Source organism: Buttiauxella cochleicola (genome assembly GCF_021282435.1).
Classification (GTDB): domain Bacteria; phylum Pseudomonadota; class Gammaproteobacteria; order Enterobacterales; family Enterobacteriaceae; genus Buttiauxella; species Buttiauxella massiliensis.
The window spans coordinates 122,514-136,165 of record NZ_JAJSOT010000003.1 but is presented as its reverse complement, the minus strand read 5'-3'; the positions used below and the strand labels follow the sequence as shown (position 1 = coordinate 136,165).

The window sequence follows — 13,652 nt, the reverse complement described above, 5'->3', positions numbered from 1 at the left end:
ATGCTATTAAGTGTCATTACTGTTGCTTATAAAAATCTCGCCGGAATAGAAAAAACCTGGCAGTCGCTGGCTCACTTAGCGAAGGCACCGGGCATCACATTTGAGTGGATTGTAGTAGATGGCGCCTCAAATGACGGCACGGCAGAGTTTCTGGAAAACCTCAATGGTCAGCACCAGTTACGTTATGTCAGTGAGAAAGATAACGGCATTTATGATGCGATGAACAAAGGTATTGAGATGGCCCAGGGCCGCTTTGCTTTGTTCCTCAATTCCGGTGACATTTTCCACCAGGATATCGCCACCGTCGCGCATCAACTGGCTGCTATGCCATCGACTGATAATACGATGGTGATTGGCGATGCGTTATTAGATTTTGGCGACGGTACAAAAATAGAACGCCGTGCAAAGCAGGGCTGGTATATCTACCACAGTTTACCTGCCAGCCATCAGGCGATATTTTTCCCGGTGTCCGGGTTGCGTAAATACCCTTACGATCTGCAATATAAAGTCTCATCGGATTATGCGCTTGCCGCACGAATGTATAAAAAAGGTTATGCATTTAAACGCGTCAAGGGATTGGTGTCTGAATTTTCGATGGGTGGTGTATCGACTTCAAATAATATTGAATTGTGTCGGGATGCAAAAAATGTTCAGCGCAAAATATTAGGCGTGCCGGGCTTTATTGCGGAATTATCTTATAAGCTCCGTTTGCGTACTACCGGAAAAGCAAAAGCACTTTATAACAAAGCCTGATTCTCACAGGAATAACTTATGCAGGAATTAAATGGCTTCTCGGTACCGAAAGGTTTCCGGGGTGGGCACCCTATTAAGGTTCAACTGTGGTGGGCGGTACAAGCAACATTGTTTGCCTGGTCCCCTCAAATATTTTATCGCTGGCGTGCTTTTTTATTACGTTTATTTGGCGCGCAAATTGGCAAAGGTGTTGTGATTCGTCCGTCAGTGAAAATTACTTACCCATGGAAATTAACGCTGGGCGATTATGCCTGGGTAGGCGATGACGCAGTGTTATATACGCTGGGTGATATCACGATAGGGGCGAATTCTGTGGTGTCACAAAAGTGTTATTTGTGCACCGGTAGCCACGATTATATGAGTAAGCATTTTGATATTACCGCTTCACCAATTGTTATCGGTGAGAAGTGCTGGCTGGCAACAGATGTATTTGTTTCACCAGGCGTGAATATTGGAAATGGCACCGTCGTAGGTGCGCGTAGCAGCATTTATAAATCATTACCGGCGAATGCCGTTTGCCGGGGTAACCCAGCAGTAAAAATACGCGATCGAGCGTGAGCGCTTTATTTAAAGCAAAGCTCTTAATTTAATCTTCAATCATAGGAATTATTATGACTAAAGTAGCTCTCATCACGGGTGTAACCGGGCAAGACGGCTCCTATCTGGCGGAACTGCTGCTGGAAAAAGGTTATGAAGTTCATGGTATTAAGCGCCGTGCCTCTTCCTTCAACACCGAACGTGTTGATCATATTTATCAGGATCCGCACACCAGCAATCCAAAATTCCATCTGCACTACGGCGATCTGACGGACAGCTCAAACCTGACTCGTATCTTGCAAGAAGTGCAGCCGGACGAAGTGTATAACCTTGGCGCCATGAGCCACGTTGCGGTTTCTTTCGAATCGCCGGAATACACCGCCGACGTGGATGCGATGGGCACTTTGCGCCTGCTGGAAGCGATTCGCTTCTTAGGCCTTGAGAAGAAAACCCGTTTCTACCAGGCGTCGACTTCTGAGCTGTACGGCCTGGTGCAGGAAACGCCGCAGAAAGAAACCACGCCTTTCTACCCGCGCTCCCCGTATGCGGTTGCCAAACTTTACGCCTACTGGATCACCGTAAACTACCGCGAATCCTACGGCATGTTTGCCTGTAACGGGATTTTGTTTAACCACGAATCCCCACGCCGTGGCGAAACCTTCGTGACCCGCAAAATTACCCGCGCTATCGCCAACATTTCTCAGGGCCTGGAAAAATGCCTGTATCTGGGCAACATGGATTCCCTGCGTGACTGGGGCCATGCCAAAGACTACGTGAAAATGCAGTGGATGATGCTGCAACAAGAGACGCCAGAAGATTTCGTAATTGCCACCGGCGTGCAGTATTCCGTGCGTCAGTTCGTGGAAATGTCAGCGGCACAACTGGGCATCAAACTGCGCTTTGAAGGCACCGGCGTTGACGAGAAGGGCATTGTTGTTTCTGTCACGGGCCACGATGCGCCGGGCGTGAAACCAGGCGATGTGATTGTCTCTGTTGACCCGCGTTACTTCCGTCCTGCTGAAGTGGAAACCCTGTTGGGCGACCCAACTAAAGCACACGAAAAACTGGGCTGGAAACCAGAAATCACGCTCAAAGAGATGGTTGGCGAGATGGTGGCTAAAGATCTGGAAGCGGCGAAAAAACACTCGTTGCTTAAGTCCCACGGTTACGAGGTTGCCATCGCGCTGGAGTCCTGAGCATGAATAAACACCGTATCTTTGTTGCCGGCCATCGGGGGATGGTCGGTTCGGCCATTGTCCGTCAGCTTGAACAACGCGCTGATATCGAACTGGTGCTGCGTAGCCGCGACGAACTCAACCTGTTGGATGGTGCGGCGGTTAATGCATTTTTTGCCGAGCAGCACATTGACCAGGTTTACCTGGCCGCGGCAAAAGTGGGCGGAATTGTTGCTAACAATACTTATCCGGCCGACTTCATCTACGAAAACCTGATTATCGAGAGCAACATTATTCACAGCGCGCACACGCACAATGTGAACAAATTGCTGTTCCTCGGTTCTTCGTGCATTTACCCGAAAATGGCTAACCAGCCGATGGCGGAAAGCGAGCTGCTGCAAGGCACGCTTGAAGCGACTAACGAACCGTATGCGATTGCGAAAATCGCCGGAATCAAACTGTGCGAGTCGTATAACCGTCAGTACGGTCGCGATTATCGTTCGGTGATGCCAACTAATTTGTATGGGCCGAATGATAACTTCCACCCAAGTAACTCGCATGTGATCCCTGCGTTACTGCGCCGTTTCCACGAAGCGACGCAGCAAAACTCGCCGGATGTGGTGGTGTGGGGTAGCGGCACGCCAATGCGCGAATTCCTGCACGTTGACGATATGGCGGCAGCCAGCATTCACATTATGGAAATGGCCAGCGAAGTGTGGCAGGAACATACCGAACCGATGCTTTCGCACATCAACGTCGGTACCGGTGTGGATTGCACCATTCGCGAACTGGCGCAAACCATCGCCAAAGTTACGGGCTACCGTGGCCGTGTGGTGTTTGATGCCACTAAACCTGATGGCACGCCGCGCAAACTGCTGGATGTTACCCGCCTGCGCCGCCTGGGCTGGTACCCGGAAATCACCCTGGAGCCTGGCCTTGCCAGCACCTACCAGTGGTTCCTCGAAAACCAGCAACGGTTCCGGGGGTAAATATGTTTCTGAGTGCTGAAGACTTCTCAACCGTTGTCCGCTCCACACCGCTGATCTCAATCGATCTGATCGTTGAAAATCAGGCTGGAGAGTTCCTGTTGGGGCAGCGCACTCAGCGCCCGGCGCAGAACTTTTGGTTCGTGCCGGGTGGCCGGGTACAGAAGGACGAAACGCTGGAGCGGGCTTTTGCACGCTTAACCGAAGCTGAATTAGGCACGCCGTTCACGTTGCAGGACGGTGAGTTCTACGGCGTGTGGCAGCACTTCTATGACGACAATTTCTCAGGTCCTGAATTTTCCACGCACTACATCGTGCTGGGGTTCCGTCTGCGCGTGGATGCCGAAAAACTGCAATTGCCCGACGCGCAGCATAGTGATTATCAGTGGTTAACGCCTGAAGAATTGTTGGTCCGCGACGATGTGCACGACAACAGTCGGGCTTATTTTCTGACCGACAAGGCAGATAAGGTTATCGGATTATGAAAATCCTGGTCTACGGCATTAACTACTCACCGGAGCTGACGGGCATCGGCAAATATACCGGCGAAATGGTTGAATGGATGACACGCCAGGGCCATGAGGTGCGTGTTATTACCGCACCACCTTACTATCCGGTTTGGGAAGTCCATCCCGATTATTCCGCCTGGAAGTACAAGAAAGAAGTGGGTGCCGCTACCGTCTGGCGCTGCCCGCTGTATGTACCAAAGCAGCCTTCAACGATAAAGCGCCTGATTCATTTGGGCAGCTTTGCACTGAGTTCTTTATTTCCGCTGCTGGCGCAACGTCGCTGGAAGCCGGACCGCATTATCGGTGTGGTGCCGACGCTGTTTTGTGTGCCGGGCATGCGTCTGCTCGCAAAACTTAGCGGGGCGCGCACGTTGCTTCACATTCAAGATTATGAAGTCGACGCCATGCTTGGCCTCGGAATGGCAGGTAAGAAGCAGGGCAAAGTGGCCCGTCTGGCCAGCCGTTTTGAGCAAAGCGGCCTGCACAACGTCGACAATGTTTCGACAATTTCCCGTTCGATGATGAATAAAGCGGCTGAAAAGGGTGTTGATCCGAAGAAAGTGATCTTCTTCCCGAACTGGTCTGAAGTAGAGCGTTTCCGCGGTATTTCCCGTGAAGAAATCCTTGCGGTTCGTGACAGCCTGCAATTGCCTGCTGATAAAAAAATCATCCTCTATTCCGGCAATATCGGCGAAAAACAGGGGCTGGAAACGGTAATTGAAGTGGCGGAGCGTTTTGCCCTCCAGCCGTATGTATTCGTGATTGTCGGGCAGGGCGGCGGCAAAGCTCGGCTGCAAAAACTGGCGCAGGACAAAGGGCTGCACAACGTGGTGTTCCATCCGTTACAGCCTTACGACGTGCTGCCAGCGTTGCTTAAGATTGCTGATTGCCATTTGGTGATTCAGCGCCGTGGTGCGGCTGATGCCGTTTTGCCATCAAAACTGACCAACATTCTTGCGGTGGGCGGCAATGCGGTGATTACCGCAGAAGCGGACACCGAGCTAGGCCAGCTTTGCGACGCATTTTCCGGTATCGCGGTGTGTGTTGAGCCGGAGTCGGTTGATGCTCTGGCTGATGGCATTCAGCGCTGCCTGCAACTGCCGGAACATAACATCGTGGCATGTGAATATGCCGAGCGCACGCTCGAGAAAAACAGCGTGTTGAATCAATTTATTGCGGACATTCAGGGTTAATTATGACTAATTCCAGACTCTATCCGGTCATCATGGCTGGAGGAAACGGTAGCCGCTTGTGGCCGTTGTCCCGCGTGCTTTACCCGAAACAGTTCCTGTGCCTGAAAGGCGAACTGACGATGCTGCAAACTACCGTTAGCCGCTTAAACGGCGTCGAGTGCGAAAGCCCGGTGGTAATTTGCAATGAAGAACACCGTTTTATCGTCGCCGAACAACTGCGTGAGCTGAACAAGCTGACGGAAAATATTGTGCTGGAGCCTGCCGGGCGCAATACCGCACCGGCGATCGCGCTGGCGGCATTGGCCGCGATTCGCAACCAGTCAGATACCGATCCGCTGATGTTGATCCTCGCCGCCGACCACGTTATCCAGGACGAAGATGCATTCCGAAACGCAGTACGTAATGCGCTGCCGTATGCAGAAGCCGGGAAACTGGTCACCTTTGGCATCGTTCCTGACTTGCCAGAAACCGGCTATGGCTACATTCGCCGTGGCGAAGTGATAAACCCGAATGCACCTGATGTGGATGCGATTGCGTTTGGTGTGGCGCAGTTTGTCGAAAAGCCGGATATCGCCACCGCGCAGGCATACGTCGCCAGTGGCGAATATTACTGGAACAGCGGCATGTTCTTGTTCCGCGCCGGGCGCTACCTCGAAGAGTTAAAAAAATTCCGCCCGGATATTCTCAGCGCCTGCGAAAAGGCGATGGCGAACATCGACCCGGATCTCGATTTTGTGCGCGTTGATGAAGCTGCATTCCTGGCATGTCCTGACGAGTCTATTGACTACGCGGTGATGGAAAAAACTGCTGATGCGGTAGTTGTGCCGATGGATGCGGGCTGGAGCGATGTCGGTTCATGGTCTTCTCTTTGGGAAATCAGCACCAAAAACCAGCAGGGCAATGTGCATCACGGCGATGTGATCAGCCACTCTACCGAGAACAGTTACATCTATGCCGAATCTGGCCTGGTCACCACCGTTGGCGTGAAAGATCTGATTGTTGTGCAGACCAAAGATGCGGTGCTGATTGCCGACCGCGACCACGTGCAAAGCGTGAAGAAAGTGGTTGAGCAGATCAAATTCGATGGCCGCCACGAACACCACAACCACCGCGAAGTGTATCGCCCGTGGGGCAAGTACGACTCCATCGACGAAGGAGAACGCTACCAGGTGAAACGCATCACCGTGAAACCGGGCGAGGGTCTGTCTTTGCAGATGCACCATCACCGCGCCGAACACTGGATTGTTGTAGCGGGCACCGCAAAAGTGACGCTGGGTGAAGAAGTGAAACTGCTCGGCGAAAACGAGTCCATCTACATTCCCCTGGGCGTCACCCACTGCCTGGAAAACCCCGGAAAAATCCCGCTCGACCTGATTGAAGTGCGTTCCGGCACTTACCTCGAAGAAGACGACATTGTGCGTTTCGAGGATCGCTACGGACGCATCTAACCATCATATTTCACGCTGCAGATGCGTTGGCTTCCTTTGCGCACACCGGTCACTTAGTTAACTAAGCTCCCTGCGATGCACGCAGTTGCCGCCTTCCTGCAACGCGAAATCTAATGGTTATACATTTTAGAAAAAGTTATCTCCGTACTGGAGAGGGCTGACTGTTGCCTGAAAAGAGGTAAAACATGACTGAATTGACCTGTTTTAAAGCTTACGACATTCGCGGCAAGCTGGGCGAAGAGCTGAATGAAGAGATCGCTGAACGTATTGGCCGCGCTTATGGCGAGTACCTGAAACCGAAAACTATTGTACTGGGCGGCGATGTGCGCCTGACCAGCGAAGCGCTCAAGCTGGCGCTGGCAAAAGGGTTGCAGGATGCGGGTGTGGACGTGCTGGATATCGGCCTGTCCGGTACCGAAGAAATCTATTTTGCCACCTGGCATCTGGACGTGGACGGCGGCATTGAAGTGACCGCCAGCCATAACCCGATGGACTACAACGGTATGAAGCTGGTGCGCGAAGGGGCTCGCCCGATTAGCGGCGACACTGGCCTGCGTGATGTGCAGCGCCTGGCAGAAGCAAATGACTTCCCTCCGGTGGACATGGCAAAACGCGGTAGCTACCAGAAGATTTCGGTGGTTGAGGCGTACATCGACCACCTGTTCTCGTACATCAACGTGGCAAATATCAAACCCCTGAAGCTGGTGATTAACTCCGGTAACGGTGCGGCAGGCCCGATTGTGGACGCTATCGAAGCCCGTTTTAAGGCACTCAATGTCCCGCTGACATTTATCAAAGTGCACAACCAGCCTGACGGCAACTTCCCGAACGGTATCCCGAACCCGCTGCTGCCGGAGTGCCGCGACGACACCCGCAACGCGGTGATTGAACACGGCGCGGAGATGGGCATCGCCTTTGACGGTGATTTTGACCGCTGCTTCTTGTTTGACGAGAAAGGGCAGTTCATCGAGGGCTATTACATCGTTGGTCTGCTGGCGGCGGCTTTCCTCGAAAAACAACCAGGGGCGAAGATTATTCACGACCCGCGTCTGTCGTGGAACACGGTGGATATCGTGGAGCGCGCAGGCGGCACGCCGGTGATGTCGAAAACCGGCCATGCATTTATCAAAGAGCGTATGCGCCAGGAAGACGCCATTTACGGCGGCGAAATGAGCGCCCACCACTATTTCCGTGATTTTGCTTACTGCGACAGCGGGATGATCCCGTGGCTGCTGGTGACCGAGCTGCTGTGCCTGAAAGGTAAAACCCTGGGTGAACTGGTGCGTGACCGTATGGCGGCATGGCCGGCGAGCGGGGAAATCAACAGCAAGCTGGCGGACCCGAAAGTCGCGATTGCGCGTGTGCAGCAGCACTTTGCGCCACACGCTGAGGAAGTGGACCACACCGACGGCGTGAGCATGGCGTTTGCCGACTGGCGTTTTAACCTGCGCAGTTCAAATACCGAACCGGTGGTGCGCCTGAATGTGGAGTCGCGTAGCAACGAGCAGCTGATGCAGGCGCGAACGCAGGAAATTATGGAACTGTTGAATCAGTGATCTGTGGGGACGGAAATCTCCTGAGGCAGGAAAGGGGATCCGTCACCCTTTTAATAAAGGTAAAACGATGACAAACCTAAAAAAGCGCGAGCTGCCAAAAACGAACGCATCGTTAATCTCTATGGTGCAACGTTTTTCTGACATAACCATCATGTTTATTGGGTTATGGGTAGTGTGTCAGGTTAACGCGTTACCGTTTTTGTATATGCATTTGCTGATGGCGTTACTCGCCCTCGTGGTCTTCCAGATGATTGGCGGAATGACCGATTTTTATCGCTCCTGGCGTGGAGTGAGAATTTCCAGCGAACTGATGCTGCTGTTGCAAAACTGGACACTAAGTCTGATTTTTAGTGCCGGATTACTGGCGTTTAACCCTGACTTTGATGGCTCTTTCTGGGTGTATCTGGCCTGGTATGTGTTGACCAGTTTCGGCATGGTGATGTGCCGTTCGTTTATTCGCTTCGGTGCCGGTTGGTTGCGCAATATGGGCTACAACACACGTCGTATTGCTATCGCGGGTTCACTGCCGGTGGGTTACACGCTTGCCGAAAGTTTCCGTAACGAACCGTGGTTAGGCTTTGATGTCACCGGGGTTTATGACGATCAGCAGCCTGAATCCCCACACGGTGATTATGCCGGCTCTTTTGCGGACCTGGTTGAACAAGCGCGTGCAGGGCAAATCGACAATATCTATATCGCCATGGCGATGAGTGAAGAAGCGCAGATTAAAACTCTGGTCCGCGAACTCACGGACACCACCTGTTCGGTGATGCTAATCCCCGATGTCTTCACCTTCAATATTCTTAACTCCCGCACTGAAGAGGTTAACGGTGTGCCGGTTGTACCGCTGTTTGCTACCCCACTAAACGGTATTAACCGGATTCTGAAACGCCTCGAAGATATCGTGTTGTCGGCGATGATCCTGCTGTTTATTTCTCCGGTACTGCTGTGCATTAGTGCTGCGGTAAAACTGACCTCGCCGGGCCCGGTTATCTTCCGCCAGACGCGTTACGGCATGGATGGAAAACCAATCAAAGTATGGAAATTCCGCTCCATGAAAGTGATGGAAAACGATGCCGTCGTGACTCAGGCCACCAAAGGTGACAAGCGTATTACGCCGGTGGGGAATTTCCTGCGCCGCACGTCGCTGGATGAACTGCCGCAGTTTATTAATGTGCTGATGGGAGAAATGTCGATTGTCGGTCCTCGCCCCCATGCGGTTGCGCATAACGAACAATATCGCTTGCTGATTGAAGGCTACATGCTGCGCCACAAAGTGAAACCCGGCATTACCGGCTGGGCACAAATCAACGGCTGGCGCGGCGAAACTGACACGCTGGAAAAAATGGAAAAGCGTGTTGAGTTTGACCTGGAATATATCCGCGAATGGAGCCTGTGGTTTGACATCAAAATCGTCTTTCTGACCATCTTCAAAGGCTTTGTTAATAAAGCTGCGTATTAAGTGAGTCTTTAATGAGCCTGAGAGAAAAAACCATCAGCGGCGCGAAATGGTCCGCCATCGCTACGGTAATTATTATTAGCCTGGGCCTGGTGCAGATGACGGTGCTGGCACGCATTGTCGACAACCACGAGTTTGGTCTGCTGACCATCTCGCTGGTGATTATCGCGCTGGCCGATACGCTGTCGGATTTTGGTATTGCCAACTCGATTATCCAGCGCAAAGAGATCAGCCATCTTGAACTCACCACGTTGTACTGGTTGAACGTCGGCCTTGGCTTAGTGGTGTTTGCGCTGGTGTTTTTGCTCAGCGATGTGATTGCCTCGGTGCTGCATGCACCGAAGCTCGCGCCACTGATTAAAACGCTGTCGTTTGCTTTTATTGTCATTCCCCACGGCCAGCAGTTCCGCGCGCTCATGCAAAAGGAACTCGAGTTTTCAAAAATTGGCTCGATTGAAACAGTCTCCGTAATGGCGGGCTTTACCGTCACCGTGGGGGCGGCGATGTATTACCCGTTCGCCATGACCGCCATCGTCGGCTACCTGGTCAACACCGTGGTGCGTACCTCTCTGTTTGGCTTCTTCGGCCGCAAGATTTACCGCCCCGGCCTGCATTTTTCGCTGAAGTCCGTTGGCTCGAACCTCAAGTTTGGCGCGTGGCTGACTGCAGACAGCATTATCAATTACGTTAATACCAACCTTTCAACGCTGGTGCTGGCGCGTATTCTTGGGGCGAGCATCGCCGGGGGCTACAACCTCGCTTATAACGTGGCGGTGGTGCCACCAATGAAGCTAAACCCAATTATCACCCGCGTGCTGTTCCCGGCATTTGCCAAGATTCAGGACGATACCGACAAGTTACGCCTCAATTTCTACAAGTTGCTGTCGATTGTCGGAATTATCAACTTCCCCGCGCTGCTCGGTCTGCTGGTGGTATCGAACAATTTTGTGCCACTGGTATTTGGTGAAAAGTGGCAGTTTATTACCCCAATATTGCAACTGCTGTGCGTGGTGGGGCTGCTGCGCTCCATCGGTAACCCGATTGGGTCATTACTGATGGCAAAAGCGCGAGTGGATATCAGCTTTAAGTTCAACGTTTTCAAAACCTGCTTGTTTATCCCGGCGATTATTGTCGGCGGCCATCTTGCTGGTGCACTGGGCGTGACGCTCGGCTTCCTGTTCGTGCAGGTGGTGAACACCGTTCTGAGCTATTTCATCATGATTAAGCCAGTGCTGGGGTCCAGTTACCGCCAGTACATTCAGAGCATCTGGCTACCGTTTTACCTTTCAATTCCAACCATTTTGGTGAGCAGTGCGCTGGGAATTGCCCTGAAAGGCCATCTCGCGCTCGGCTTGCTGGTGGGCGTACAAATCGCGGCAGGCGCATTGGCCTTTATCGTCATGCTGGTGCTTTCCCGTAATGCGCTGGTGGTTGAGATGAAGCGCCAGTTCTGCCGTAACGACCGTTTAAAAACACTGCTTCGCGCAAGCTAAAACCCCTTAATAAGAGGTCTGATTTATATGAAATTATTGATTCTTGGCAACCACACTTGCGGCAACCGCGGTGACAGCGCCATTTTGCGCGGACTGATCGATGCGATTACCACCATTGATGACACCGTGCAGGTTGATGTGATGAGCCGTTATCCGGTGAGTTCCGCCTGGCTGCTGGGCCGCCCGGTTATGGGTGACGGCTTGTATAAGCAGATGAAGCAGCACAACAACGCGGTTGGGCTGATGGGGCGGGTAAAGAAAGTGCTGCGCCGCAAGTATCAACACCAGGTTTTGCTGGCGAAAGCCACTGACAACGGGCGCCTGCGCAATATCTCCATCCCACAGGGTTTTATTGATTTTGTGAAATCGCTGCAAAAATATGACGCGATTATTCAGGTCGGCGGCTCTTTCTTTGTCGATTTATATGGCGTTTCTCAGTTTGAGCATGCGCTGTGTAGCTTTATGGCCAAAAAGCCGGTGTACATGATTGGCCACAGCGTTGGGCCATTCCAGGACCCGCAGTTTAATCACCTGGCGAGTTATGTTTTCGGTAATGCCGAGTCGCTGATTTTGCGTGAGTCCGTCAGTCTCGACTTGATGAAACAAAGCAACATTGACAGCAGCAAAGTGGAGCAGGGCGTCGATACCGCCTGGCTTGTCGATCATCACAATGACAGCTTTGTGCCGAGCTATGCGGTGCAGCATTGGCTGGAAACCATCAAGCGCAAGAAGACCGTCGCTATTACGCTGCGTGAACTGGCACCTTTCGACAAACGCCTTGGCACCACGCAGCAAGCCTATGAACAAGCATTCGCCTCAGTGGTGAATCGTGTCATTGAGCAGGGTTACCAGGTGCTGGCATTGTCGACCTGTACAGGTATCGACAGCTACAACAAAGACGACCGCATGGTGGCGCTCAACCTGCGCCAGTATGTTAATGACCCTGAGCAATACCATGTGGTGATGGATGAGCTTAATGACCTTGAGATGGGCAAGATTCTCGGCGAATGCGAACTGACGGTTGGCACGCGCCTGCATTCTGCCATCATCTCGATGAACTTCGGTACACCTGCGATTGCCATCAACTATGAACACAAATCCGCAGGCATCATGAAACAGCTTGGCATGCCGGAAATGGCGATTGAAATTCGCCAGTTGCTGAATGGATCTTTACAGAGTGTGGTGGCGGATGTGCTGGGGCAATTACCAGCAATCAAAGAACGCCTGGCTCATGCGGTGCGCGCCGAACGTGAAGATGGTTTGCATATGGTGGAATCTGTATTGAAGCGTGTTAAGGGGGAAAAATGAAAGTTGGCTTCTTCCTACTCAAATTCCCAGTGGCATCCGAGACCTTTGTGCTCAACCAGATAACCGCATTTATCGATATGGGTTATGAGGTGGAAATTGTCGCCATCCAGAAGGGGGATTTGACCAACACGCACTCGGCATTCAAAGAGTACGATCTGGCGGCGAAAACCACCTGGCTGATGGACGAGCCTTCGGGGAAGGCAGCAAAACTGCAATCACGTGCCCTGAATACTCTGCGTGGCGCACTTCGCCCGCAGACCTGGCGCGCGCTAAATTCGAAGCGCTATGGCGAAGAGGCGCGCAACCTGATCCTCTCCTCTATTTGTGGTCGTAACCCGCAAACCGTACAGGCAGATGTATTTATCGCCCACTTCGGCCCAGCGGGGGTGACGGCGGCCAAACTGCGCGAACTGGGGCTGATTAAAGGCAAAATTGCCACGGTGTTCCACGGCATTGATATTTCAGGGCGCGAGGCACTTGCGCACTACACACCGGAATATCAAAAACTCTTTACGCGTGGCGATTTGATGCTGCCGATAAGTAATTTATGGGCGGGGCGTTTGCAAAAAATGGGCTGCCCGGCCAACAAGATTACCGTTTCGCGTATGGGCGTGGATATGGAGCGGTTTTCGCAGCGTAGCGTGAAAGCTCCGGCCAAAACACTGGAGATTATTTCGGTAGCACGATTGACTGAGAAGAAAGGTCTGCATGTTGCAATTGAAGCCTGCCTGCTGCTCAAAGAACGCGGTGTGAAGTTCCGTTACAACATCCTCGGTATTGGTCCGTGGGAAACGCGCCTGCGTACGCTTATCGAACAAAATCAGCTTGATGACGTGGTATTTATGCCGGGCTTTAAGCCGAACCATGAAGTGAAAGCGATGCTCGATGAAGCCGATGTGTTCTTACTGCCGTCGATAACCGGTGAAGATGGCGATATGGAAGGTATTCCGGTGGCGCTAATGGAGGCGATGGCGGTGGGTATTCCGGTTATTTCCACCGTACATAGCGGTATTCCTGAACTCATAGACGCGGGTCGTTCCGGTTGGCTGGTGCCAGAAAAAGATGCGCCAGCACTAGCGGATACTTTGCAGGCATTCGGCAACATCGAAGCCAATGAGCTGAAACCGATGCTCAGCCTTGCTCGCGCGAAAGTTGAAACTGAATTTAACCAGAAAGTTATCTACCGAGAATTAGCCCGTCAGCTACAAACGCTGTAAACCCACCGAGTGAAACCT

12 protein-coding genes are annotated in these 13,652 nt (G+C 52.3%); all 12 read left to right on the top strand.

Annotation, left to right across the window (positions count from 1 at the left end):
- The 12 genes from wcaE to wcaL all read left to right on the top strand — a co-directional run bounded on the left by wcaE (window position 1) and on the right by wcaL (window position 13,634).
- Window positions 1–753, top strand: a complete 753-nt coding sequence (gene wcaE / locus LVQ77_RS09570) for a colanic acid biosynthesis glycosyltransferase WcaE (RefSeq protein WP_232904321.1) — start codon at window positions 1–3, stop codon at window positions 751–753.
- Between the two features lie 18 nt (window positions 754–771).
- A complete protein-coding gene (gene wcaF, locus LVQ77_RS09565) occupies window positions 772–1,311 on the top strand; it encodes a colanic acid biosynthesis acetyltransferase WcaF (RefSeq protein WP_232904320.1) in 540 nt (179 codons plus the stop codon).
- 53 nt (window positions 1,312–1,364) lie between these two features.
- Complete coding sequence (gene gmd, locus LVQ77_RS09560; RefSeq protein ID WP_232904319.1) at window positions 1,365–2,486, top strand: GDP-mannose 4,6-dehydratase; 1,122 nt, start codon at window positions 1,365–1,367, stop codon at window positions 2,484–2,486.
- A 2-nt stretch (window positions 2,487–2,488) separates the two neighbouring features.
- The gene (gene fcl, locus LVQ77_RS09555) at window positions 2,489–3,454 is read left to right on the top strand and encodes a GDP-L-fucose synthase (protein WP_232904318.1); all 966 of its coding nucleotides are present in this window, start codon (window positions 2,489–2,491) and stop codon (window positions 3,452–3,454) included.
- A gap of 2 nt (window positions 3,455–3,456) precedes the next feature.
- Window positions 3,457–3,936, top strand: a complete 480-nt coding sequence (locus tag LVQ77_RS09550) for a GDP-mannose mannosyl hydrolase (protein ID WP_232904317.1) — start codon at window positions 3,457–3,459, stop codon at window positions 3,934–3,936.
- Window positions 3,933–5,153, top strand: a complete 1,221-nt coding sequence (gene wcaI, locus LVQ77_RS09545) for a colanic acid biosynthesis fucosyltransferase WcaI (protein ID WP_232904316.1) — start codon at window positions 3,933–3,935, stop codon at window positions 5,151–5,153. Before LVQ77_RS09550 ends, wcaI begins: the two co-directional genes overlap by 4 nt.
- 2 nt (window positions 5,154–5,155) lie before the next feature.
- Window positions 5,156–6,601 carry a mannose-1-phosphate guanyltransferase gene (cpsB, locus tag LVQ77_RS09540; protein WP_232904315.1) on the top strand — a complete coding sequence of 482 codons (1,446 nt, stop codon included), beginning with the start codon at window positions 5,156–5,158 and terminating at the stop codon, window positions 6,599–6,601.
- Between the two features lie 185 nt (window positions 6,602–6,786).
- The gene (cpsG, locus tag LVQ77_RS09535; protein WP_232904314.1) at window positions 6,787–8,157 is read left to right on the top strand and encodes a colanic acid biosynthesis phosphomannomutase CpsG; all 1,371 of its coding nucleotides are present in this window, start codon (window positions 6,787–6,789) and stop codon (window positions 8,155–8,157) included.
- Between the two features lie 67 nt (window positions 8,158–8,224).
- Window positions 8,225–9,619, top strand: coding sequence for an undecaprenyl-phosphate glucose phosphotransferase (wcaJ, locus tag LVQ77_RS09530; protein WP_232904313.1), 1,395 nt, complete (start codon window positions 8,225–8,227; stop codon window positions 9,617–9,619).
- Between the two features lie 11 nt (window positions 9,620–9,630).
- On the top strand, window positions 9,631–11,109 hold the full coding sequence (locus LVQ77_RS09525) for an MOP flippase family protein (protein WP_232904312.1): 1,479 nt from the start codon (window positions 9,631–9,633) through the stop codon (window positions 11,107–11,109).
- 27 nt (window positions 11,110–11,136) lie between these two features.
- Window positions 11,137–12,417: a colanic acid biosynthesis pyruvyl transferase WcaK gene (gene wcaK, locus LVQ77_RS09520; RefSeq protein WP_232865230.1), complete on the top strand. Its 1,281-nt coding sequence runs from the start codon at window positions 11,137–11,139 to the stop codon at window positions 12,415–12,417.
- Window positions 12,414–13,634, top strand: coding sequence for a colanic acid biosynthesis glycosyltransferase WcaL (gene wcaL / locus LVQ77_RS09515; protein ID WP_232904311.1), 1,221 nt, complete (start codon window positions 12,414–12,416; stop codon window positions 13,632–13,634). The genes wcaK and wcaL overlap by 4 nt, the downstream gene beginning before the upstream one ends.
- Window positions 13,635–13,652: the final 18 nt, after the last annotated feature.

Excerpts from the sequence above, each read along its gene's own strand:
- cpsG (WP_232904314.1), top strand. The coding sequence starts at position 6,787 with ATGACTGAATTGACCTGTTTTAAAGCTTACGACATTCGCGGCAAGCTG.
- wcaJ (WP_232904313.1), top strand. The coding sequence starts at position 8,225 with ATGACAAACCTAAAAAAGCGCGAGCTGCCAAAAACGAACGCATCGTTA.
- LVQ77_RS09525 (WP_232904312.1), top strand. The coding sequence starts at position 9,631 with ATGAGCCTGAGAGAAAAAACCATCAGCGGCGCGAAATGGTCCGCCATC.
- gmd (WP_232904319.1), top strand. The coding sequence starts at position 1,365 with ATGACTAAAGTAGCTCTCATCACGGGTGTAACCGGGCAAGACGGCTCC.
- wcaK (WP_232865230.1), top strand. The coding sequence starts at position 11,137 with ATGAAATTATTGATTCTTGGCAACCACACTTGCGGCAACCGCGGTGAC.
- wcaF (WP_232904320.1), top strand. The coding sequence starts at position 772 with ATGCAGGAATTAAATGGCTTCTCGGTACCGAAAGGTTTCCGGGGTGGG.
- wcaL (WP_232904311.1), top strand. The coding sequence starts at position 12,414 with ATGAAAGTTGGCTTCTTCCTACTCAAATTCCCAGTGGCATCCGAGACC.
- LVQ77_RS09550 (WP_232904317.1), top strand. The coding sequence starts at position 3,457 with ATGTTTCTGAGTGCTGAAGACTTCTCAACCGTTGTCCGCTCCACACCG.
- wcaE (WP_232904321.1), top strand. The coding sequence starts at position 1 with ATGCTATTAAGTGTCATTACTGTTGCTTATAAAAATCTCGCCGGAATA.
- wcaI (WP_232904316.1), top strand. The coding sequence starts at position 3,933 with ATGAAAATCCTGGTCTACGGCATTAACTACTCACCGGAGCTGACGGGC.
- cpsB (WP_232904315.1), top strand. The coding sequence starts at position 5,156 with ATGACTAATTCCAGACTCTATCCGGTCATCATGGCTGGAGGAAACGGT.
- fcl (WP_232904318.1), top strand. The coding sequence starts at position 2,489 with ATGAATAAACACCGTATCTTTGTTGCCGGCCATCGGGGGATGGTCGGT.